19 protein-coding genes are annotated in these 22,691 nt (G+C 57.3%); 1 reads left to right on the top strand and 18 read right to left on the bottom strand.

Annotated elements, in window-relative coordinates:
* Positions 1–35: 35 nt before the first annotated feature.
* From JRJ26_01260 to rimO, 18 genes are all read right to left on the bottom strand, one after another.
* Positions 36–443, bottom strand: coding sequence for a 4Fe-4S binding protein (locus tag JRJ26_01260; GenBank protein ID MBW2056102.1), 408 nt, complete (start codon positions 441–443; stop codon positions 36–38).
* A gap of 89 nt (positions 444–532) precedes the next feature.
* Positions 533–1,750, bottom strand: a complete 1,218-nt coding sequence (locus JRJ26_01255) for a homocysteine biosynthesis protein (GenBank protein MBW2056101.1) — start codon at positions 1,748–1,750, stop codon at positions 533–535.
* A gap of 624 nt (positions 1,751–2,374) precedes the next feature.
* Entirely contained in the window at positions 2,375–3,070 is a 696-nt protein-coding gene (gene rpiA, locus JRJ26_01250; protein ID MBW2056100.1) for a ribose-5-phosphate isomerase RpiA, read from the bottom strand.
* Positions 3,071–3,380: 310 nt separating this feature from the next.
* Positions 3,381–4,688, bottom strand: coding sequence for a ribosome biogenesis GTPase Der (der, locus tag JRJ26_01245; GenBank protein ID MBW2056099.1), 1,308 nt, complete (start codon positions 4,686–4,688; stop codon positions 3,381–3,383).
* Positions 4,685–5,863, bottom strand: coding sequence for a 3-deoxy-D-manno-octulosonic acid transferase (locus JRJ26_01240; protein ID MBW2056098.1), 1,179 nt, complete (start codon positions 5,861–5,863; stop codon positions 4,685–4,687). The genes der and JRJ26_01240 overlap by 4 nt, the downstream gene beginning before the upstream one ends.
* A gap of 116 nt (positions 5,864–5,979) precedes the next feature.
* Positions 5,980–6,669: a lysophospholipid acyltransferase family protein gene (locus tag JRJ26_01235; protein MBW2056097.1), complete on the bottom strand. Its 690-nt coding sequence runs from the start codon at positions 6,667–6,669 to the stop codon at positions 5,980–5,982.
* A 105-nt stretch (positions 6,670–6,774) separates the two neighbouring features.
* Complete coding sequence (gene msbA, locus JRJ26_01230; protein ID MBW2056096.1) at positions 6,775–8,538, bottom strand: lipid A export permease/ATP-binding protein MsbA; 1,764 nt, start codon at positions 8,536–8,538, stop codon at positions 6,775–6,777.
* Positions 8,535–9,707 carry a lipid-A-disaccharide synthase gene (lpxB, locus tag JRJ26_01225; protein MBW2056095.1) on the bottom strand — a complete coding sequence of 391 codons (1,173 nt, stop codon included), beginning with the start codon at positions 9,705–9,707 and terminating at the stop codon, positions 8,535–8,537. Before lpxB ends, msbA begins: the two co-directional genes overlap by 4 nt.
* Positions 9,700–10,665, bottom strand: coding sequence for a Gfo/Idh/MocA family oxidoreductase (locus tag JRJ26_01220; GenBank protein ID MBW2056094.1), 966 nt, complete (start codon positions 10,663–10,665; stop codon positions 9,700–9,702). The genes lpxB and JRJ26_01220 overlap by 8 nt, the downstream gene beginning before the upstream one ends.
* Positions 10,666–11,439, bottom strand: coding sequence for an acyl-ACP--UDP-N-acetylglucosamine O-acyltransferase (gene lpxA, locus JRJ26_01215; protein MBW2056093.1), 774 nt, complete (start codon positions 11,437–11,439; stop codon positions 10,666–10,668).
* A 9-nt stretch (positions 11,440–11,448) separates the two neighbouring features.
* Positions 11,449–11,907 (bottom strand): 3-hydroxyacyl-ACP dehydratase FabZ, encoded by a 459-nt coding sequence (gene fabZ, locus JRJ26_01210; protein ID MBW2056092.1) that lies wholly within the window; start codon positions 11,905–11,907, stop codon positions 11,449–11,451.
* The gene (gene lpxD, locus JRJ26_01205) at positions 11,894–12,925 is read right to left on the bottom strand and encodes a UDP-3-O-(3-hydroxymyristoyl)glucosamine N-acyltransferase (GenBank protein ID MBW2056091.1); all 1,032 of its coding nucleotides are present in this window, start codon (positions 12,923–12,925) and stop codon (positions 11,894–11,896) included. Before lpxD ends, fabZ begins: the two co-directional genes overlap by 14 nt.
* A gap of 10 nt (positions 12,926–12,935) precedes the next feature.
* Positions 12,936–13,490, bottom strand: a complete 555-nt coding sequence (locus tag JRJ26_01200) for an OmpH family outer membrane protein (protein MBW2056090.1) — start codon at positions 13,488–13,490, stop codon at positions 12,936–12,938.
* An 82-nt stretch (positions 13,491–13,572) separates the two neighbouring features.
* Positions 13,573–15,846, bottom strand: a complete 2,274-nt coding sequence (gene bamA, locus JRJ26_01195) for an outer membrane protein assembly factor BamA (GenBank protein ID MBW2056089.1) — start codon at positions 15,844–15,846, stop codon at positions 13,573–13,575.
* Between the two features lie 518 nt (positions 15,847–16,364).
* Positions 16,365–17,042, bottom strand: coding sequence for an ABC transporter ATP-binding protein (locus tag JRJ26_01190; protein ID MBW2056088.1), 678 nt, complete (start codon positions 17,040–17,042; stop codon positions 16,365–16,367).
* An 82-nt stretch (positions 17,043–17,124) separates the two neighbouring features.
* Positions 17,125–18,372 (bottom strand): lipoprotein-releasing ABC transporter permease subunit, encoded by a 1,248-nt coding sequence (locus tag JRJ26_01185; protein MBW2056087.1) that lies wholly within the window; start codon positions 18,370–18,372, stop codon positions 17,125–17,127.
* A gap of 13 nt (positions 18,373–18,385) precedes the next feature.
* Positions 18,386–19,876 carry a lysine--tRNA ligase gene (gene lysS / locus JRJ26_01180; GenBank protein ID MBW2056086.1) on the bottom strand — a complete coding sequence of 497 codons (1,491 nt, stop codon included), beginning with the start codon at positions 19,874–19,876 and terminating at the stop codon, positions 18,386–18,388.
* Between the two features lie 138 nt (positions 19,877–20,014).
* Positions 20,015–21,373, bottom strand: coding sequence for a 30S ribosomal protein S12 methylthiotransferase RimO (gene rimO / locus JRJ26_01175; GenBank protein ID MBW2056085.1), 1,359 nt, complete (start codon positions 21,371–21,373; stop codon positions 20,015–20,017).
* A gap of 566 nt (positions 21,374–21,939) precedes the next feature.
* On the opposite strand from rimO, the gene JRJ26_01170 reads away from it, so the two are divergent.
* Positions 21,940–22,656, top strand: coding sequence for an FHA domain-containing protein (locus JRJ26_01170; GenBank protein ID MBW2056084.1), 717 nt, complete (start codon positions 21,940–21,942; stop codon positions 22,654–22,656).
* The last annotated feature ends 35 nt before the right edge of the window (positions 22,657–22,691 follow it).

The raw sequence follows: 22,691 nt of genomic DNA, 5'->3' as shown, positions 1-22,691 counted from the left end.
CCACGCTTCGGCCGTTCCGTTGATCCTGCTGAGTCCTAGAATTGGACCTCCATGGCTTTGTAGGGACAGACGGTGACACACATCTCGCAGGCGATGCACTTTGCCTTGTCAAAGCTCACCAGCATGGTATCCCTGTCGACCGACAGGGCATGGGTGGGACAGAGGGATGTGCATGCGGTACAGTGGGTGCACCGGTCTTTCAACCATTTCACGTCCTTGGACAGCAGCTTTGTCTCAACTCCGAGGTTGGCGAGATACTCCATTCCACTGTCGAGCTGTTTCTTGGTTCCTGTCAATTCGAGGACCAGCATGCCTTCCTCCTTGGGCGTGATGTGACCCCGGAGGATATTGACCATGAGATCGTGTTCCTTGATCAGTTTGTACGTGACTGGTTGATCGGTGAGGTGGGGTGGAAACCTGAGTGTCACCTTTGTCGTTGTCATGAGAAAATCCTCCCTTCTGGTGGATCCGCACATTCTTGGGAGTCTGAACTCCCCGAGCAGCAGCCTCGAGCTCGGATCCACCGAGTGGATCAAGCGGTCTTTTTGACTCTGAAAGGCTTTTCCTGAAGTCCCTTGAAGACGATCCCCGAGTCTGCCGAGGGAAGCCTCTGGACACACTCTGCCAGAAGGAATTCTCCTCTCTGGATCCAGTCCTTCAGGATTTGGGCGATCTCCCTGGCCCGGGCATAGCTCGAGAGGCTGGCGGTGGGGACCTGTCTTCCCCTGACAGAGATTTCGCCGCTCTTAAGTTGGGCGTAGCTGACCTCTCCCAGGGATTCCGGTTCCCTCCGGGGATAGGATTGGCTGTAGTCTACGATCTGGGCCAGAATCTCGTCATCCCTGACCGCAGCGTGGACGAGTACATCCTCATCCAAGACGGGGATCGGCACGCCGATCCCGACGGTGAGGGTCACCCCATAACCCCTGAAGGAGGTACCCCGCAACCACCTTGGGCTCATCTGCTTCAAGTCGCCGAGCACGGCAATGGTTCCGGCCGGTACCCTGGGAACTCCGAGATCCGTCCTGGGCACACAGGGGTTGTGTTGAGTGCCGTTCCAGACAACGTAGCCCGTCCCTCCGCCTAGAAATATCCTTGTTCCCACGCCTATCGTCCGATAGAGAGGATCACAGAGCAGGGGGCTGAGCTGGCCCGCACTGCAGTAGTTGGCGTTGCCAAGGCGGGGCTGAAGAACTCCCATGTATGTGTAGATGGCACGGTCCGAGAGATTGACCGCAACGTTGTAGTTCTGATAGCAGTTTCTGGGGTTGAACAGGACGGCCTCGTTCATGTCCTTGAGGCTGATACGGGTATCGAGTTTCTTCCTCGGGTAACAGTCTGTCCCGTAAGCCGTAACGGTAAGGTGGACCTCCTTGCCTGCCACCAGTTCTTCTATTACGTAGCCTCCCCCATAGGCGAACTCTCCGGGGAAGACGGCGTTTCTCGGGTCATCCTCGGCCATGGCGGTGGCACCCATGAGGATATCCACAGCGGCAAAACCCGTGTAAAGGGGTACGCCGTTAAGATAGGCTTTTCCCCCACCGATCTTGATTCTGGGTTTGGTGTGACCGACATTGAAATAGGCACCCGATGAACACATGGGACCGAAAGTACCGGTCGTAACGACATCGACCTCTTCCGCCGCCCGCTTTGTGCCCTTCTTGGCGACAAAATCGATCACCTCCTCGGCAGTGAGGACGAGAGCCTTTCCCTTCTTGATCTTCTCATTGATCTGCTCGACTGTTTTCATCTATCTCCTCCTAAAAGGCAGAGCCTTCTTTGCTACGGATCTCTGGTTATTGACCGGACCGATTCCGGCCTCAATACCGGAAGGAACTTCCCATTTCCCCCCACCAGGGGGATCTCCATGATCCATATCATGACCATCACCTGCCTTCCCCACGGCCGTACCCCGTCCTCCTCCGTCGCGTGCCGCGCGGATCAGAGGTCTGCGGGTGTAGTTCGGCTTCAAAAGGTTCCGTGGAATTTACGGGATCCTGGGCTGGAGCGGTCTTGCTTGAGGAGACCCATTCGGGCTCTGGGAAGATTTCCGAAGGTGGGGCTGAATATTCCGGAAAGATCAAGAGCCGCCTTTCTGGAAAGGCGCATCAAAGAGTCAGATCATCCGGAGTCGGTCTCTCTCCCGGGACCTCTTCCCCCGAGACCAGAACGGCTACTTCCGTGGCCGTACCGCATGCTGCCCGGGTCCTGCATGTCCATGTCCATCTCTCCACCTCCCTGCAACCAAAAGGAGAGAAACGCTTCTAACATGATAGGATACCGGTTGTCAAGTCTTTTCTCCAGACTTCCGAGTTTTTTCCACGGACTCTCCGTGTTTCCCGGGCTCGGTGAGCACGGCGTCGTGCGGTCCACTCTACTCGATCCTCCTGATCGTACCGTCACGCCTGTCCCCCACTATGACAAGGTCGGCCAGCCCGATAAATAGGCCGTTTTCGACCACCCCGGGGATGTCATTGAGAGCCGACTCCAGGGTCTCGGGATCCTCTATCATGGGGAATCGAACATCGATCACTAGGTTTCCCTGGTCGGTCACGACGGGACCGTCCTTTTCCACGGCGATCCTGACAGCAGGTTGCCCGCCCATGGCTTCGAGGCGGCGCATCACCGGCACCACGGCCATGGGGATGACTTCCAGCGGGATAGGTGATTTTTCACCGAGCCTGCCGACGAGCTTGGAATCGTCCACCACTATCACGAGGAGGTCGGCCAGCGAATCGATGACCTTCTCCCTTGTGTGGGCCGCGCCCCCTCCTTTGATCAGGTTCTTATGGGGATCCACCTCGTCGGCTCCATCGATTGCGATGTCGACTCTGTCCACATCGTCGAGGGTCTGCAGGATAATTCCGTTGCGCCGAGCGAGATCCGCAGCCTGGTAGGAAGTTGGAATCCCCACCAGATGCAAGCCCTCCTCGCGGATTCGACGGCCGAGCTCTTGGATGGCATGGGAGGCTGTCGAACCTGTCCCAAGGCCGACGACGGCCCCCTCCTTGACGAGCCGGGCGGCTTCCGCCCCGGAAAGCCGTTTTGCCTGCCCTGCCGGATCGGTCACGAAAGAAGCCTCCTCCTTCGGAAATTACCCTTCAGGGTACAGGGAATTCGGTAGGCTGTCAAATGGTTCTGGGGGGAAGGTAGAGGGCAGGTTCAAAGCCACCGACGACGTTCCCCCGTCAAACAGAGAAGGAACTGTCAAGCCGAACTACCTGGAAGAATCCTCGATCGAAAAGTCAGGAAACTCGGGCCATCCCAATGTTGCCGTGGAGAAAGGGATCTCCTCTCACCCCGGAGGGCAGCAAGAGCCGAGGACCCCCTCTGCGGTTTCCCTAGGGTCATACCCTCGACGCGGAGAGGTCTTTCCTCCCCTAACCCCTGGGCCTAAAATAGATCCTTATAGGGGTTCCCTGGAAATCAAAGCGTTCCCTGATCTGGTTGATCAGGTATCTCTCGTAGGAGAAGTGGATGGCGTCAGGATCGTTCACGAAAGCCACAAAAGTAGGCGGTTTTGTGGAAGCCTGGGTCACAAAGTAGATCTTTCCCCTCTTTCCTCTGTGGACCCGCGGGGGGAACCTCTCCACGGCCTCACGGACAAAGGTGTTAAGGAGGCTGGTGCCGACCCTTTTCTGGTGGGCCGTGGCCACCTGGTCGATGAGATCGAGGGTCTTCCTCACTCGCTGCCCGGTCAAGGCGGAGATAAAGACTATCGGCGCGTACGCCAGATGTTTCAATCCCTGCCTGATCTCCTCTGTGTATGTCTTCACCGTGGTATTGTCCTTTTTCACCTGGTCCCATTTGTTCACGGCGATGACACAGGCCCTTCCCTTCTCCTGGATGAAGCCTCCGATCCGGGCATCCTGCTCGGTCACTTTTTCAAAGGGATCCAGGAGAAGGAGCGCCACATCGCACCTGTCTATGCTCTTGAGTGCCTCGACGACGGCGTACTTCTCCAGGCGGAGACCGATCTTTTTCTTTCTCCGGATTCCAGCCGTATCGATGAGTAGATACTTTCTGGGGCCGATGGCAAAAGGGGTGTCAATCGCGTCTCGGGTGGTACCGGGCCGATCGTCCACCAGGAGTCGCTCCTGCCCGAGAACACGATTGATCCAGGAAGACTTGCCCACGTTGGGCCTGCCCACCACCGCCACCCTTATGCGTTCCTCATCGACCACGGGACCTCCCCGGGGAAGGGCCCTGGTGATCTCGTCGAGGAGTTCCTCGACGCCGTAACCGTGGGAAGCCGACACCGGGAAGATCCGGTCCACCCCAAGGGAGTAGAAATCGAAAACCCTGGCCTCGTGTTGGGGGCTGTCGATCTTGTTGACCGTGTATATCAGGGGCTTGTGATGGGCCCTCAAGAGGCGGTCGATCTCCTCATCGGCCGGTGTGAGTCCCTCTTTCCCGTCCATAAGAAAGATGATCAGATCGGCCTCTTCGATGGCGAGTTGTATCTGCTCGCGGATCTGGGCCGGAAGTCTCTCCCGGGAGACCGGCTCGAATCCGCCCGTGTCGATAAGGGTGAAAGACCTGTCGCCCCAGGATGCCTCTCCGTAGTTCCGGTCCCGGGTGACCCCCGGCTCATCTTCCACGATGGCCTTTCTGGTTCGGATGATCCTGTTGAACAGGGTCGACTTGCCCACGTTGGGACGTCCCACAATGGCTACCACAGGGTTCATGGGGATGCGTCACCTGGTTTCAAATACTTCTCAAATATCTCAAGGGTCTTCTGGCTCGCTCCCTGATTGTTGCGGATCGTGCGCAGGGCGGCACGGCCGACTCGACGGTAGTAGGAGCGATCCGTGAGAAGCCTGTGAGTCTCCTCGAAGAGCTGCCCTTGGTCCCTGATCTCTATCCCGCCTCCCTCGGCCTTGATGATTCGAGCGACTTCACGAAAATTCTCCATATGGGGTCCGAACAAGACCGGTTTGCCGAAGGCGGCCGGTTCGAGGATATTATGTCCCCCCACGGGGACGAGGCTTCCGCCCACAAAGACCACGTCTCCGATGCCGTATATCCTTCCCAACTCCCCCATGGTGTCGAGGAGAACTGCATCGGCCCGAGGCCCGTCCCTCGATATTTGGCTTTTCCTGGTCCAACAGAGGCCTCCTCTGTCCAGGGCCTTTATTGCCTCCCCGAGCCTCTCAAGATGCCTCGGCGCCAGGATCAGGACGAGGGAGGGCTCTGTTTGTTTGAGCCGCCGGAAGGCCTCCAGAACCAACTCTTCTTCGCCCCTGTGGGTGGAGCCGGCAACAAAGACGCGCTGTTTCTCCTTGATTCCTAGTCCTGCCCTGAGTGCTCCGGCCTCCTCTGCTGTCAGACGAGGGATCGGCCTGTCGAATTTGACATTCCCGGTAACCCTGACACGGCTCGGAGATGCGCCGATCTCGATGATCCGTTCGGCATCCCTGCCCGACTGCATGGCCAATGCCGCAAATCCCTGGATGACCTCCCTGAAGAAGAACCGAAACCTCCGGTACCTCTCAAAGGATCGATCCGAGATCCGGCCGTTGAACAGTACCACGGGTATCCTTCTCCTCCGGCACTGGCGGAGGAGGTTCGGCCAGATCTCCGTCTCCGCGACAAACAGGGCTCTCGGCGCCAGGCTCCCCAGGATCCTGCTGACCGTCCACGGGAAATCGAGAGGCAGAAAGAAGGTCGTACCTTTCCCCTCGAGGAGTCTCGCCGCCGCCTGCTGACCGGTCTCTGTCATGGTGGACAGATACAGCCGAAAGTGGGGGAACCTCCGGTGGACGGCATCCATGAGGGGAAGGGCCATGTTCACCTCGCCGACCGATGCGGCATGGAACCAGAGGGGGTGGTCCTGTCCGGCCTCGGGTCTTTGCCTCCCCATGGGCGGCTTCCCGCCAAGCCTCGAGGAGGTCCCTCTGATCCTTCTGTCCTTCAGAAGAATGTAAGGCACTACCAGAGGGAGGGATAGGACTAGAAGCGTGTTGTATGCCCCGTAGATCATCGGTCGAAATAGCTGTCGGCCTCGAGGGTCATCTCGTTCAACCTAGCCTCGAGGATCTTCCTCTTCTCTTCGAAACCCGCCTGGCCTTCTTCCGGGTCCACCCAGATTGGTTCTCCCCAGACAAGAACTCCCCGGCAGAAAGGGTAGGGGAGAAGAAATCGATCCCAGCTCTTGAAGGTCTTTCCCTTTGAGACTCCATAGGTGACCGGCAGGATGGGTCTTCCGGTAGCAGCGGCCAGCATGATCACTCCCATCTGTGCCCGGTTGCGCGGTCCTCTGGGGCCGTCCGGTGTAATTGCGACATGGGAACCCCTCTTGAGGGCCCTGATCAACCCCCGTAAGGCCTGGATTCCGCCTCGTGTGGTCGATCCTCTCACCGAGTCGATGGAAAAGAATCTGACCGCCCTGTTTATCAATTCCCCGTCCCTGTGCCGGCTGATCATGATGGCGATCCGCCTCTTCCTGGCGAGGTAAGGCACAACGAGCAGACGGCCGTGCCAGAAGGCCATGATCACTGGCTCTTCATCATTCCCCCCAAAAAAGGCGCTGATGGCCTGGGCGTTGACCGTCTCGACCCGCAGGGTGAGCCGATAGAGCCAGAACAGCCCGTAGGAGAAGAAGGGGATCAGAAAGAGGGTGATACTCTCGCCGAGTTTTCGAAGGAGGCCTCTCCGTCTCTTTGTCACTCTGCCTTCTCTTCAACCCGAGGGCTCGGTTGCTCTGGTCGATTCCCGAAAGAGCCCGTCTTGTCTGCTGCAATACGATAACCCCTGAGGCCGAGGGCCCGCGGATCATGCCACTCCGGGGGCTGATGGAGCCTCTACGATGGTCTCCATGTCCCGGAACTGGATCCGGTAGAGCCGGCGATACTCTCCCCCCATGGCCATCAGCTTCCGATGATCTCCCTCCTCTACGATCCTGCCGCCCTGTATCACGAGGATCCGGTCTGCCTTACGGATGGTCGATAGGCGATGGGCGATGACGAAGACGGTCCGGTGAGCCATCAGTCTTTCAAGGGCCTTCTGGACTTCAAGTTCGGATTCCGAATCCAGGGAAGATGTGGCCTCGTCGAGGATAAGGATCGGGGCGTTCTTGAGGATGGCCCGGGCGATGGCGATCCGCTGTCTTTCCCCGCCGGAGAGCCTCACCCCTTGTTCGCCGATGACGGTGTCGTAGCCATTGGGAAGTCTCTCGATGAAATCATGGGCGCTCGCCGCTTTGGCCGCCTCGAGGATCTCTTCGTCTGACTTGTGGAAACTACCGTAGGCGATATTCCTCTTTGCCGTGTCGTTGAAGAGGATTGTCTGCTGGGTCACGATTCCGATCCGGTCCCTGAGAGACTTCAGGGTATATGCCCTGACATCGGTCCCGTCGATGAGGATCTCCCCTTCTGTAACGTCGTAGAACCGGGGGATGAGATTCACCAGCGTCGTCTTGCCGCCGCCGCTGCTCCCAACGAGGGCTATGACCTCTCCTACCTCGACCTTGAGATTGATGTCCCTCAGAACCCAGTCCTCGTCGTACATGAAGGAGACCTTCCGGAACTCGATGGAGCGCTCGACCTTGGCGAGGGGCCTTGCTCCCTCTGCATCGGATGCGTCGGGTCTTTCGTCGAGAAGTTCAAAGATGCGGGTCCCGGCAGCGAGGCCCTCCTGAACGAGGTTGTTGGTCTGCACCAGGCTCTTCATGGGCCGGTAGATCAGGAGGAGGGCGCTCAGAAAAGATGCGAGCTTGCCCAGAGAGTATCCTCTCGCAACATAGTAGCTTCCGAGAAAAACGATGAAACAGACTACGATCCCCCCGATGACCTCCATGACGGGCGAAGAGAGGGCTCTCACTCTTATGCGTTTCATGATCTGCCTGAGATACCCGGCGTTTTCGTGTCTGAACCGATCCTTCTCGTAATCCTCCATGTTGAATGCCTTGACGATGCGAACCCCTGTGGTGGTCTCGTGGATGAGGTTGGTGAGCCTGGCCATCATCTGCTGGCCTCTGATGCTGACCCTCCGGATCTTCCTGCTGAAGCGGTAGATGGGAATCAGGGCAACGGGAAGGATCAGAAAGGCGACCGACGCCAGCCTCCAGTCCCGGTAAAAGGCTACACCGGCCAGACCGACTATGGTGAGAGGGTGTTTCAACATGCTTGTGATCGCGCTCGAGACCGCCCCCTGGACGAGGTTGACGTCGTTCATTATCCTGGAGATGAGGACTCCCGTGGGTGTTCTGGTAAAGAAAGAGAGCGACAGAGATTGGATATGGTCGTAGAGGGACTGCCTCATATCGGCCACCGCCTGCTGGCCTGCGTACCGGATCAGATACTCCTGCCAATAGTCGAAGAAACCCCGGGCCAGGAAGATGCCCAGGAGCTGGAGGGGGAGGATCTTCAGTTGCTCCACGTCCTTGCCCACCATGCCGTCGATGATCGGTTGAACAAGGACAGCCATGAGGGAAGTCGAAGCCGCGAACCCCACCATGGAGATCATGGCGAAGATGATCTTCCCAGAGTATGGTTTTACATAGGCGAGAAGTCTCCGATACAGATCGAGTGACTTCATCCTTTTTCTCCATCGATCATTTCCAAGACCAGACGGGCTACCCTGTCAGAGGCCCCAGGAGTACCGAGCTTTTCTCTTACCTCTGCCAGGGCCGACTTCATGGTCGAGCAACGTTGAACGTCCTCGAGGATCGAGATAACCTCACGGGCTGCCATGTCGGCCGACGCCCTGCCCTGGATGAGCTCGGGTGCCACGGTTGTGCCTGCCACGAGGTTGACGAGGCCGATATGATCGACCCGTGCCATCATTCTGCCGATCCAATACGTAAGAGGTGAGACCCTGTAGAGGATTACCATGGGAGTATTGAGTATCGCAGCCTCCAGCGTCACCGTGCCGGAAGCGACAAGAAGAACCTCTGATACAGCCATCACATCATAGGGACGGTTCTCCACTATCCCAACGGAGAGGTTCTTCATCTCTACGAGGCGCCCGATCTCGCCGGGATCGATATCCGGCGCAAGTGCGACGAGGAAGTGGAGATCCAAACCCTGGTCCACCATCAGGCTGGCCGCATCGAGCATGACCGGAAGTAACCGGTGGACCTCCTGATCCCGGCTCCCGGGGAAAAGACCTATGACCCGGCTTCCCGGACCGACCCCGGGACGACGCAATAACCGTGCCGCATCCGGTGAGGGTTTGACGACGTCGAGCAGGGGGTGGCCCAGAAAGCTCACCTCGACCCCCCTCTTCCCGTAGAAGGAGGGTTCAAAGGGGAGGACCACAACCATCCTGTCCACCAGCTTCCTGATCTTGTTGATCCTCCATCCCCGCCACGCCCAGATCTGGGGGCTGATGTAGTAAAGAATCGGGATGCCCCTTCTTTTGAGATGGCCCGCCATGTGCAGGTTGAAGTCAGGGAAATCGATCAGAACGGCCAGGTCCGGATCTTCTTCGACCAGTGATCGTTTTACCCGGCCAAAGGCCAGGAGGATGGACCGGAGTTTTGGCAGAACCTCTGAGATTCCCACCAAGGCGAGCTGAGAATTGTGGAAGAGCAGTTGCGCCCCTGCACTCCTGAGGTTCTCCCCGCCGATTCCGTAGAACCCTACCCGAGGGGCCACCCGGTGGACTGCCCTCACGAGGTTTGCGCCATGGAGATCTCCCGATGCCTCCCCGGCAATGATCAAGACACGCTTCGGCCGGTCTGACCGGATCATCTTTTCAGACATCGAGGAAGCCCGGTTCTTTCCTCTTGCGGATCTGCTTCTGTATCTCTTCGGTGATGGCCAGGGCGATTCTCAGGGCCCTCTTCCCTTCCTGCCCGGAGACGAGAGGAACGGTCCTGTCTCTCACCTTCTCTATGAAAGAGCGGATTTCCTTCTCAAGAGCGTCTACGGGCTCGATTCGGATCTCCTCGGCCACCACTTCCGATCCCTTTGAGCCCTCCTTTTTCCGGTTAACCCTTATCACATGAGAAAGAAAGTCGATGGTGAAGTAACCGTCCTTCTGGAATACCGTGATCTGCCTCAACTTTTCCCGCGACACGCGGCTGGCCGTCATGTTGGCCGCACAACCGCTCTCGAAGACGAGTCTGGCATTGGCGACATCGAGGCGTGGAGAGACCACCGGGACACCCACTGCATCGATCCCGGTGACTTCCCCTGGGATGATACTGAGAACGATGTCGATGTCGTGAATCATCAGATCGAGGACCACGTCGACATCGGCGGTTCTTTCCAGGAAGGGGCTCAGTCTCTGGGAATCGAGGAACAGGGGGTCGCCCACCAGACCGTCGAGAGCCGCCAGGACCGAATTGAACCGTTCGAGATGGCCGATCTGAAGGATCCTCTTCTGGGCTTGAGCCCTTTCAACCAAGGCCTCAGCCTCCCGAAGGCTGGTGGTCATGGGTTTCTCCAGCAGGACATCGATGCCGTGATCGATAAAATCCCTGGCCACCTGATAGTGGACGGACGTGGGAACCGCGACACTCACCGCCTGAACCTTGTCAAAGAGATTCCTGTAATCGAGAAAGGGCTGGGTCGAGAAACGGCCGGCAACGTCTCTTGCCCTGGACCCGTCGATGTCGGCCACACCGACGAGTTCGACATAGGGAATCTTCGAGTATTTCTCCGCGTGGAACCGGCCGAAATATCCCACACCGACCACACCCACCTTTATCTTTTCCACCTAGCGGCAGATCCCCCTTTCAGAACGCTTTATGAAATCGATGAGATGGGCGACCTCGGGTACCGAGGAGATCCCATCGTTCAGAACGTTTTCTACGGCCTTTGTCAAGGGGAGTTTAGACCGGAACAGCAGTCGATAGGCCTTTTTCAGAGACCGGAGGGTCTGCTCGGGAAAATGGTGGCGCTTCAACCCGGTCAGGTTGAGCCCGTAAAGCCTGGCTCTCTCGCCCGCAGCCATCGTATAGGGCGGGATATCCTTGGGGATCCCTGTCAGTCCGCTGATGATACAGTGGGTGCCGATCCTGACGAACTGGTGGGCCGCTGAAAGCCCGCCCAGGATGGCGTAATCTTCGATCTCGATGTGACCTCCCAGGGTCGCGCCGTTGGCCATGATCACGTGGTTACCGATCTTACAGTCATGGGCCACGTGGCAATAGGCCATGAGGAAATTGGCGTCTCCGAGTTCGGTCTTTCCGTCTCCGTGGACAGAGGCCCGGTGGAGAGTGACGTACTCCCTGATGACGTTGCCGTCACCCATGACGACCCGGGTTTCCTGGCCGGAGTATTTCAGGTCCTGCGGCACCTCACCGATGGAGGCGAACTGAAAGATGCGGCAGTTCTTGCCTATCACCGTGTTCCTGCGGATGACCACATGGGAGGCAATGGTGGTCCCTTCCCCGATGACCACGTGTTCCTCGATAATCGTATACGGACCGATCTCGGCGGTGCTGGCGATCTCCGCCGTGGGGTGGATTATGGCCGTAGGATGGATCATGGCGTCCCTCTATCGGTTACCCAACATGGCCAGAAGTTCTGCCTCGCATGCCAGGTCCCCCCCTACGAGTGTCTTCCCGGCAAAACCCCATACGAGCTTCCGCTGTCTAATTACCTCGAGTTCCATTCGCAGTTGATCTCCCGGAACTACAGCCCTGCGGAACCTCACCTTGTCTATGCCCAGGAAATAGACCTCGCGGCTCCGTTCTTCCTCTGGAAGAGAGAGGAAGGCCAGTACCCCCGCTGTCTGGGCCATAGCCTCCACGATGAGGACCCCCGGCATGATGGGTCGGCCCGGGAAGTGTCCCTGAAAAAAGGGCTCGTTAAAGGTTACGTTCTTGATCCCCACGATCCGCTTTCTCATTTCCACCTCGACGACCCGATCCACAAGGAGAAAAGGGTAGCGATGGGGCAGCAAGTCGATGATTTTCTGGATATCCAGGGGTCCGGCTCCGTCAGTCTTTTCCAATCTTCTCCTCCAGCTTCTGGATTCGCCTGACCAGTGCGTCCAGGGTTCGCTTGATCTGTGGTAGCCTGGCAACCAGCAGGGAACTCCGCAGGAAATCCCTCTGGGGCATGGTGGGACTCCCCTGCAGAACCTGGTTGGGCGGGACATCTTTACCTACACCGGCTTGGGCACCCACGATCACATTGTCTCCGATTTCGATGTGATCCGCAATGCCCACTTGGCCGGCGAGCACCACGTTGGAGCCTACACGGGCACTTCCCGCGATCCCAACCTGCGCCACGACGATGCTGTTTTCGCCGATCACCACATTATGAGCCACCTGGACGAGATTGTCAATTTTCACGCCCCGCCTTATGATGGTCTGTCCCATGGTAGCCCGGTCAATGGTGGAGTTGGCTCCGATCTCCACGTCATCCTCGATGGTGACACCGCCCACCTGGGGGATCTTGAAGTGACTGCTCCCGTCTCTCACGTATCCGAACCCGTCGCTTCCGATTACCACGCCGCTATGGAGGATGACACGTTTTCCTATGGTGGTCCCCTCGTATATGGAGACGTGGGGATGAATGACCGTGTCTTGGCCGACGGTCGAGTTGTCACCGATGGAGATGCACCCGTGGAGCACGACTCCGTCTCCGATGGAGACGTTCTCACCGATCACGGTATAGGGTCCGATAGATACGTTGGAGCCGAGTACGGCCGTGGGAGAGATGCAAGCAGTCTCATGAACCCCGGGAGTCCTCGGGGGCCTGGGGTACAAGATGCCGAGGATTTTCGCAAAGGCCAGTTGTGGGTTGTCCGCCCAGAGGAGGTTCTTTTTCGAAACCGTCCCGGGCGGCGTAATCACTGCCGAGGCCCCGGTTGTTTCCAGAAGAGCCAGATATTTCCGCCCTTTCACATAGGTGATCTCCCCGGGTCCGGCCGAGTCGCAGGGGGCCACTCCGGAGATCTCCACGGAGGGGTCGCCCCTGACCTGGCCGTTTACTAGGGAGGCCAGTTCTCTCAATGTCTTCTTCAAGATTCGTCCCTCATGTCTTGCCTTCGAAAATGGTGTTCAGCTCCTTGATCACCTCTTCTGTAATATCCGTCTGGGGAGCAAGATAGACGAATCCCTTCTCGAAGTTCTCCGTCGCTTTGGAGGGAGCGGGGTTGTAATCGATCACCAGGGTAAGATGCTTCTTTCTTGCGATTTTTTCAACCACCTCTTTGACCCTTGACCAGATCTGCTGGGACATCTGATCCCTTTTCCGCTCCAGTGTCTGCTGGCGTTCCTGTGCCCACAGCTGGAACTCGATCTTCCGCTTCTGGAGTTCCCTCTCCTTTTCCCGCCGGGTCTCCTCGCTGAGCATGGCCTTCTGACGCTGGTACTGGAGGGCCGCCTTCTCGAGTTCCCTCTTTCTCTGCTCGACTTCGATCTGTGATTTGTTCACCTCGGTCTGAAAAACGGCCTCCAGTCGTTTCCACTCTTGGGTCTCCTTGACCTGCCTGAGGTTGACATAACCGATCTTCACCTCTGCCGCCGAGACGAGTGCGCCGAGACAGACAAGAGAGCCGACCATTCCAACCAGGATTGCCTTCTTCATATCACCCCTCCGTTTCCGTCCGTGTATAGGAGAAATCCCTCTCTTGTCGGATCGCCTCTCAAGTCCGCCGTGGAGGACCCGATCAGAAGGTTCCTCCCAGAAAGAAATGAACTTTTGTTCTCCTCTCGCCCGGTTCGGGGCTCAGGTTGATTCCGTAGTCGACCGTCATGGGCCCCATGGGGGTCAACCAGCGGATCCCGAAGCCGGCACTGGTCCGCAAGGGGAGGAGAGGGAAATCGCCGTCGATCGAGTCGAATCCCTTGCCCACATCGAAAAAGACCACACCCCGCAGCCCCATCTCCTTGCTCAGAGGGAAGAGGAGCTCGAGATTCGTGGCGATCTCCCTTGTGGAGCCGATCACCTCCCCGCTTTCGTCTTTTGGCCCCGCCTCTCCGTAATCGAAACCACGGATGGTTCTGATACCGCCGATGAAGAAACGCTCCCAAATCGGCACGTCATCCCCACCGTAGCCGTTTATCAACCCTAGCAGGATTCTCCCGTGGGCGATGAACTTCCAGAGTAGGGGATAGTACTGCTGGAACTCACCCACGGTCCGATAGAAGTTCGTGTTGCCTCCAAGAATGCCGCCGGAATTGGCCATTTCGAGTCGATAGATCCCTCCCTTGGTGGGGAAATAGAAGTCGTCCCGCTTGTCCATCGAAAGGGTGAATCCGAGAATGCTCGAATCCCTCACCCCCTCCTGTTCCTTTATGAACCTTGGAGCGTCCTCGGCCACATCGAACACATCCACGTTCTCAAAGGTGTATGTCACTCTCCCCCGAAGATACTCTCCCAGGTCTTTACCGAGACGGAAACGGACACCGCGGATCTTTGTGCTGTAGGAGGTAAGGAAGGTGTCCTCTGAGGAGTAGACATCGACCCCGGCCAGAACAGGATATCCCAAGAACCAGGGATCGGTGAAGCCGACTCTGAACCTGCCGGTCTGTCCCCCGATGGAACCGTCGAGAATGAACTTATAGCCGAGGCCAAAGAGATTCCTTTCTGCGATGGATCCCTGGATGACAAACTGGTCCTTGATGCTGTAACCTACACCTGCAGAGACAGAACCAGTAGGTGCCTCTTCGACCTTTATTTGAAGATCGAGCTTGTCGTCCCTCGACCCCTTGGATGTCGCGAACTCGACATCCTTGAAATAGCCGGTCATCTTGAGTCGTTGGCGGCTTCTCTTCATCCCGGTGGACGTATAGAGATCCCCCTCGCCGAAGCGAAGCTCTCTCCGAATGACCTTGTCCCGTGTCTTATCGTTCCCCACGATGGTTATGCGCTCGAAATAGACCTTCTTGCCCTTGTCGATCTTGAAGGTCAGATTAACCGTGTTCGTCTCCTGGTCCAGTCTGACGAGGGGGCGGATCTCCACATTGGCGTATCCTTGGTCGGCGTATAGGTCGGTCAGCTTCAACATGTCCTGCTGGACCTGCACGTTCCGATAGACGGTTCCCGTCTTTGTCTTGAGAAGCTTGAACAGGTCTTCCTTGGTCGTCAGGATATCGCCTTCGAAGTCGATGGTTCCGGTCTTGAACTGTGAGCCCTCGTGGATGGTGATTTGAACGGTAATGGCCTTTCCCTTTCTGCCCACAATCACCTGGGGTTTCTCTACCTTGACCTGGAGATACCCCTCGTCATAATAGAAGCCCTTGAGGATCTCCACATCGTTGTTGAGGATGTCCTCGTCCAGGTACCCGCCTCCCTTTATCAGAGAGAGGAGCCCCCGCTTCTTGGTATGCATCTTCCGGCGGAGCTTGCGGGAACTTATGTGCTCGTTTCCCTTGAACACGATCTTGCGTATCCAGGCCTTCTTTCCCTCCTTGATCTTTATCTCAAGGGAGACTTCGTTCTTCTGCAGGGGCTGAATATTGTAGGAGACCTGAGCCCCGTAGTACCCCTTGGAAAGATAGAGCTTGTTTATGGCTTCGATTATCTGCTGGATCTTGTCGGTTTTTACGATGGAATGAAGGGGGATATCGATCTTCTCTCGGATCTTGTCGGTCTCGATCTTTTCGTTTCCTGAAATCAGGACCCGTCCGATGGAGGGTTTTTCCAGAACCACGAATGTCACCACCGATCCTGCCGTTGTCTCCTTGACGTCCACCTGAACATCGGTGAAGTAGCCCATCTTGTAGATTCTCCGTATGTCCTCTCGAAGGGTGGAGGTAGACAGCAGATCTCCTTCTTTGGTCTCTACCTGATCCAGAATGGCAGAGGATTCGATCTTTTCGTTCCCCAGGACCCGCACCTTGGCCACCACTCTGTCGGTTCCAGATGCGGCCGTGCCTCCCAAGCAGACCAAGACCACCACGATCGAGAAGATCCCGAGGAGTTTCAATCCCTTGTTCATGATTCACGGACGGATTTTCGTGCAATCATCCTGTTGTGGGTCTCTGGAGTTTCGGATTATTAACAGATCCTCACCTCTTTGTAAATGGTGTGGAGTTTCCTGCGCTTTGGAGAACACCCTTCCCTCCGAGCGACATTGCGGAAGCGGTGGGGTACCCATCAAGGGTGAGCGGGGAGGGGAAAGGTCGTGTTCGTGATTCGTGTTCGTGATTCGTGAGTCGCGTTCGTGATTCGTGTTCCCGGGGAAGGGGCAGGAACTGCCCACCCGCGAACCTTGATAAGGTCACCGCGTGAGCCCAGGAGCGAGGGGACGAGGGTGTCCTCCTGCCAAGACAGAAAAAACCGTGAAGTCATATACCTGCAAGAATCCTCGGCCGAAAACTCAGGAAACTCCACTAAATGGTCCCTCCAGGGAGGATTCCACTGCTTCTTGAAGCACCTGCCTCAAACCACCCGGTCTCCGAGGGCGCTTCCGGATTCTCAACGGAAACCCCCTGGTCCTCAAAACAGGGGAACCCCCTATCCCTCCCGGACGATCCTACCGTCCACAAGGCGGATCCTTCTCGGCAGACGATCGGCGATCTCTTCGTTATGGGTCACGATGATCAGTGTGATCCCCCTCTCTTCGTTCATCTTCTCGAGAAGCCGATAAACACCTTCCCCTGTTTCTCTATCCAGGTTGCCCGTGGGTTCGTCTGCCAGGAGAACCTCGGGTTCGAGAATCAGAGAACGCGCCACCGCTACTCGTTGCTGTTCTCCACCGGACAGCTCCCCGGGCTTGTGGGTCATCCGGTCGGCGAGGCCCACCCGCTTCAACATTATCCGGGCACGGTCTCTGGCCTCCCTCTTCTGCATTCCATGGATAAGGGCGGGCATCATCGTATTCTCGAGGGCTGTGAATTCCGGCAGCAGGTGGTGGAACTGAAAAACAAACCCCACCGTTCGGTTGCGAAACCGGGCCAGGTCTCTCTCTCCCATGGTGAAAACATCACGCCCGTCGTAGAGGACCCTGCCGCCCGAGGGCCTGTCGATGGTCCCAAGGATGTGGATGAATGTCGTCTTACCGGCTCCAGAAGGCCCTACGATGGCTACCGACTGCCCCGGTTCAAAGACACAGTCCACGCCACGGAGAGCCTCCACGGTTCTGGCTCCCTGCCTGTAATACTTTGCCAGGTTTTCGACTCTTATCTCGGACAACCCGTTGCCCCCTGCTCACTCTCTCGATTCGTTTCTGAGGCCTTCCGATGTGCTGCACCCAACCGCTGCCGAGCCGGACCGGTTACTCGTATCTCAGAGCCTCGGCAGGGTCCAATTTCGCTCCCTTCCAGGATGGATAGAGGGTCGCCAGAAAACTCAGGAGGATGGCAATCCCGTCGATGAGAAGCACGTCGGTGAAACGGACCGTGGAGGGAAGCTCGCTGATATAGTAGACGTCGCCTGGAAGGAACTTGAACCGGAACACCCCCTCGAGAAACTGGGTGATGGATTCCAGGTTGTAAGCCACGAGAAGGCCTAGGACCGTTCCCAGGACGGTACCCACCACGCCGATGATGAGTCCTTCGTAAACGAAGATCTTCATGACGCTCGATGTGGTGGCCCCCATCGATTTGAGGATGGCTATGTCCCTGGTCTTTTCCATGACCACCATGATCAGAGTGGTTACGATGGCGAGAGCCGCCACGAAGACTATCAGGGTAAGGATGACGAACATGACGATTCTCTCCATCTTGAGGGCCTTGAAGAAGTTCCGGTTCATGCTCATCCAGTCCATGGTCCAGAAAGGGAATCCGAGGGTCCTCTGGATCCTTGAGGCGACCTCCCTCGCCTTGTAGACGTCTTCCACCTTGACCTCAATGCCGGTGACCACGTCCGGCATGCTGAAGAACCTCTGGGCGGCGGGTATGGAGACATAGGCGAATGAGGTATCGTATTCGTAGTAACCCGAGGCGAAAATGCCCACCACCTTGAACCTCTGGCGTTTGGGGGCCATGCCCAGAGGAGTCATGGTACCCAGAGGGGTCACCACGTTGACCCATCGCCCGGGGGAAAGTCCCAGGGTCTTTGATAACTCGCTTCCCACGATGATTCCAGGCGGGTCCTCGGTTTTCAGGGCCTGGACAGATCCGCGGCTGATGTTTTGAACCAGCGAGGTTACCCGCCCGATCGTGTCAGGATCTATTCCTCTCAGCACGGCTCCGGTGATACCTGACTCCGTTGTCAGCATCACCTGATTGAAGATGAAGGGAGTAGCGGCAACCACCCCCTCTATACCTTGGATCCGTCTCGTAACGGCCCGGTAGTTGTCCAGCCCCGTCCCTCCATGCTTGCGAACCACGACATGGGCGGTCATGCCGACGATTTTTGAGGTGATGTCCTCTTCGAAACCCGTCATTACGGCCAGAACCACGATAAGGGCCATTACACCGACGGCGACTCCAAGAATGGAAAGGAGGGTAATCAGTGAGATGAAGAACTGCTTCCGTTTAGCCTTCAGATGTCGAAGACTGATGAATCCCTCGTAGGCCATCGACTCCTCACATTCAGCAGCGGCTTTTCTCCGGCCGGAGATGGGGGAAGAGGATCACGTCTCTTATGGAGGGTACATCGCAGATTATCATGACGAGCCGGTCAACGCCGAGGCCGAGCCCCGCCGTGGGAGGCATACCGTATTCAAGGGCCCGAATATAGTCCTCGTCCATGAGGTGCGCCTCCTCGTCCCCTGCTTCCCTCTGCTCGACCTGGAGGCGGAAGCGTTCTCTCTGATCGAAGGGATCGTTCAGTTCCGAGAATCCGTTGACGATCTCTCTGGCTGCCATGTACAGCTCAAACCGGTCGACCACCTCAGGGTTCGCGTCGTTTCTTCTCGAAAGGGGTGAGACCTCGGTGGGGAAGCTGGTGACAAATGTAGGTTGCACGAGATGGGGTTCCACGAGATGATCCAACATCTGGGTGATGATCTTACCCAATCCCATCTTCTCGGTCACATTGCATCCCAGTCTCACCGCAGCCTCCATGGCCCTCTCCCTGTCTGTAAGGACGGAAGGTTCGACCCCGGCGTACCGGGTGATCGCCTCGCCGACGGTGAGCCTCCGCCAGGGTCTCGTGATATCTATGGTCTTCCCCTGATAGACCAGAGGCCTTTCACCCAGTATCTCCCGGCATGCGTGGCTGATCATCTCCTCTGTGAGATCCATGAGGTCCTCGTAGGTGGCATAACTCATGTATAACTCGAGCATGGTGAACTCGGGATTATGCTGGGTCGAGATCCCCTCGTTCCGAAAATTACGATTGATCTCATAAACACGTTCCAAGCCGCCCACCACAAGACGTTTGAGATAGAGTTCCGGGGCGATCCTGAGGAAGAGTTCCATGCCGAGTGCGTTGTGATAGGTCCGAAAAGGACGAGCCGTGGCTCCTCCCGGGATGGGCTGCATCATGGGCGTTTCCACTTCTAGAAACTCCCGCTCGTTCAGGAAAGATCGGAGGGTCTGTACGATCCGGGCTCTCTTTATGAAAACCTCCCTCACATCCGGGTTGACCAGGAGATCCACATATCGCTGGCGGTATCGGGTCTCCGTATCTCTGAGCTTGTGGAATTTCTCAGGCAGAGGCCTGACAGACTTTGCCAGGAGACGGAGAGACTCGACGGCTACGGTGAGCTCCCCTGTCTTGGTACGGAAGACTCTCCCCGTGATCCCCACGAAATCCCCCACATCGAGTCTCCTGAAAAGGGTGTATGTATCGGAGCCGACCTTGTCCCTCTGGATATAGGCCTGGATCCTGGCCGTTCTATCCTGCAAGTGGAAGAAGGATGCCTTGCCGAACTGCCTTATCGCCATGATCCGCCCGGCAAGGACAAAGGTTTCGTCCACTTTCTCAAGTGCGGACTGGTCCTGGGAACCGTAGATCTTCAGGATGTCACGAGCCTGGTGTTTCACCTTGAAGTCATTTGGGAAAAGCTCTATACCCTCCTCCCGCATCTGTCGGATCTTTTCCAGCCTTTGCATGCGCAGTTGGCTCTGCTCCTCCACGGTTCCTTCCTTTCCAGGTGGTGTGATTGAGAATTGCCCGCCGTCTCACAAAGATGGTCGGTATGGACGTGGCTGGTCGCCTCCCACACAGTGCCGGGCGGTGTGTGGAACAATAGTTACCCCATTCTTTCAGAGGCGTCAAGCAAGCCGGCCGCCGGGATCGTTCCCCGAGGGAATCTCCCCTTCCAGGTCGTAGGGAAGGGCCTTGGTGATGCGCACTTCCAGGATCTCGCCGGGAGAAGCGGTTCCCCTGGTAATCAGAACCTGGCCGTCGATCTCGGGCGCCTGGGTCGCCATGCGCCCGCGCAGTATCCCGCTGTCTCCCAGTCGGCCCTCCACCAGCACGGGAACGGTCTTGCCCACGAGGCTGCGGTTGTGCTCCAGGGAGATCCGCTGCTGGAGTTCCATGAGATTTTCAAAGCGTCTCCTCTTTACGGGTTCGGACACCTGTCCCTTCATGGTGGCCGCCCGGGTCCCCTCCTCCGGGGAGAATTGGAACACCCCAAGCCTCTCGAAGCGGGTCTTCTCCACCCAATCGGCGAGCTCCGAAAAATCGGCCTCCGTCTCACCGGGAAACCCTACCATGAGGGTGGTTCTCAGGCAGACTCCAGGGATTTCTTCCCTGATCCTGGCGATAAGGGCCTCCAGGGATCTGCGGCTGCCGGGCCGCCCCATGGCCCTCAGGATCCCGTCACTGACGTGCTGGAGGGGCAGATCGATGTACTTGCAGATTTTATCGGATTCAAGAATCCGGCTGAGAAGGGCTGAATCGATCCGGTCCGGAAAAGCATAGAGCAGACGGATCCAGGCGAGCCCTTCAAGGGAGCATAGGCTTTCCAGGAGGCCGGCCAAGGTGGTTCCATCACGGAGATCCTCTCCATAGGCAGTGGTGTCCTGGGCGACGAGATCGATCTCCTTGACCCCCTGGGCGGCAAGCAGCCTTGCTTCCTCGTGGATGGAAGCAATGGGGCGACTCCGGAAGCTTCCTCTCAGGCTGGGAACGATGCAGAAGGAACACGACCTGGAGCAACCCTCTGCGATCTTTATGTAGGCGTGGTAGGACGGTCCGGACAGAATACGAGGCACCGTATGGTCATAGAGGAAAGAGGTTCTCCCGGTATACACCCGCCTGTCCTGATCTAAGCTCGACTCAAGGAAGTCCACGATCCGGGGAAACTGGTCGGTTCCAAGGAACAGGTCGACCTCGGGTAACTCCCCGGCCAACTCCGCACCATAGCGCTGGGCGAGACAGCCGGTTACAACAACCCTTCGGCACGAGCCAACCCGCTTCAGGTCCACGGCCTCCAGGACAGTCTCGAGAGCCTCCTGTGTTGCTTCTGTTATGAATGAGCAGGTATTGATCAGGATAATGTCCGCCTGGGCAGGGTTCGGACTGATGGTGTAGCCCCTTTTGACCAGGAGGCCGAGCATGACCTCTGAGTCGACCTGGTTCTTCGGGCATCCCAGGCTTATGAGGCAGACCGATTCCTTTTTCATGATCCTAATTATACCTGAACGATCCGGGGGAGAAAACGAGGGCCCACTCCCCACTCAGGTCGACCAGCCCGTGTTGCGTCTGAGACACCCATCTGGGCCTAGGATTCTTGCAAGTATATGATTTCGCGATTTTTTCCGTTTTCACAGGAGAACACCCTTATCCCCTCGCTCCTGGGCTCACGGGGTGACCCTATCAGGGTTCGCGGGTGGGCAGGTTCCTGCCCCTTCCCCACGAACACGACTCACGACCCACGAACACGACCCACGAATCACGAACACGACTCACGAACACGAATCACGAACACGAATCACGAACACGAATCACGAACACGACCCACGAATCACGAACACGACCTTTCCCCTCCCCGCTCACCCTTGACGGGTACCCCACCGCTTCCGCAATGTCGCTCGGAGGCAAGGGGGTTTTCCAAAAGTCAGGAAACTCCACGGTCTGTCCAACTTGACAATCCCCCCTTTCTCCTATAGGATAGATGGGTTTTTGATGCATCCTCCCGGGAGGGTTCCAGTGGCGAGAGGAACCGATTCCCCGAGGGGGAGGTGAGGGAATGGCAAGGCTCGAGGTTCGGTTCAACAACGTTGCATTAAGGCAGGTTCCCCTGGACAAACCGTCTATCATGATTGGGAGGTCGAGGAGGAACGACATCGTAATCGACAACATGGCCGTCTCGAGAAGGCACGCCCGGATCTACCAGGAGGGCCCCAGGTTTATTATCCAGGATCTCAAGAGTCTCAATGGAACATTCGTCAACAACAAGAGGATCTCGGAATGGATTCTCTCCCATAACGACCAGATCCTCATAGGCAAGCACAGCCTGGTCTTTATCGAGGAGGAGGATGAACCCCTGTCACAGGGGGCCGGTTCGGACGGATTCAGTGTGGAGAAGACCCTGATTCTCCAGACCAAGAAGCAGGAGGAGCTGCTGGGCAAGACCCAGAAAGCCGGTGGAGGCGGGGGGCAGGGCGGCGTCCGGTGTTCGATCACGGTCATTTCGGGTTGTTCGGGTCCGCAAGAGATCGAGCTGACAAAGAGCGTCATTACTGCCGGTACAGATCGCCGTGCCGACATAAGGCTCAAGGGGCTCCTTGTGGGAAGATCCGCCTTCCATATAAGCCGGCGACCCTCAGGCTTCTACATCTCCAGCCTGGGGGGTGTGAGGACGACCCGTGTCAACGGTAATCCCGTCAAGGGGCAGCAGGAACTCAAGGACGGCGACGTCATCTCGGTGGGAGGCAACAGCATGCGCTTCCACAGCAAGGCGTGATCGTGAGGGCTCCCTATCTCCCTTGGAATAGAGGC

The organism is Deltaproteobacteria bacterium (genome assembly GCA_019308905.1).
Taxonomy (GTDB): Bacteria; Desulfobacterota; BSN033; order WVXP01; family WVXP01; genus JAFDHF01.
Note: the sequence above shows the minus strand (reverse complement) of the source record. Positions and strands in the feature narration are given on the sequence as shown.

What these genes read in the sequence shown, in the direction of transcription:
- JRJ26_01260 (MBW2056102.1), bottom strand. Translation starts at nt 443, where the DNA reads ATGACAACGACAAAGGTGACACTCAGGTTTCCACCCCACCTCACCGAT.
- JRJ26_01255 (MBW2056101.1), bottom strand. Translation starts at nt 1,750, where the DNA reads ATGAAAACAGTCGAGCAGATCAATGAGAAGATCAAGAAGGGAAAGGCT.
- der (MBW2056099.1), bottom strand. Translation starts at nt 4,688, where the DNA reads ATGAACCCTGTGGTAGCCATTGTGGGACGTCCCAACGTGGGCAAGTCG.
- JRJ26_01240 (MBW2056098.1), bottom strand. Translation starts at nt 5,863, where the DNA reads ATGGGGAGGCAAAGACCCGAGGCCGGACAGGACCACCCCCTCTGGTTC.
- msbA (MBW2056096.1), bottom strand. Translation starts at nt 8,538, where the DNA reads ATGAAGTCACTCGATCTGTATCGGAGACTTCTCGCCTATGTAAAACCA.
- lpxB (MBW2056095.1), bottom strand. Translation starts at nt 9,707, where the DNA reads ATGTCTGAAAAGATGATCCGGTCAGACCGGCCGAAGCGTGTCTTGATC.
- lpxA (MBW2056093.1), bottom strand. Translation starts at nt 11,439, where the DNA reads ATGATCCATCCTACGGCCATAATCCACCCCACGGCGGAGATCGCCAGC.
- JRJ26_01200 (MBW2056090.1), bottom strand. Translation starts at nt 13,490, where the DNA reads ATGAAGAAGGCAATCCTGGTTGGAATGGTCGGCTCTCTTGTCTGTCTC.
- bamA (MBW2056089.1), bottom strand. Translation starts at nt 15,846, where the DNA reads ATGAACAAGGGATTGAAACTCCTCGGGATCTTCTCGATCGTGGTGGTC.
- JRJ26_01185 (MBW2056087.1), bottom strand. Translation starts at nt 18,372, where the DNA reads ATGGCCTACGAGGGATTCATCAGTCTTCGACATCTGAAGGCTAAACGG.
- rimO (MBW2056085.1), bottom strand. Translation starts at nt 21,373, where the DNA reads ATGAAAAAGGAATCGGTCTGCCTCATAAGCCTGGGATGCCCGAAGAAC.
- JRJ26_01170 (MBW2056084.1), top strand. Translation starts at nt 21,940, where the DNA reads ATGGCAAGGCTCGAGGTTCGGTTCAACAACGTTGCATTAAGGCAGGTT.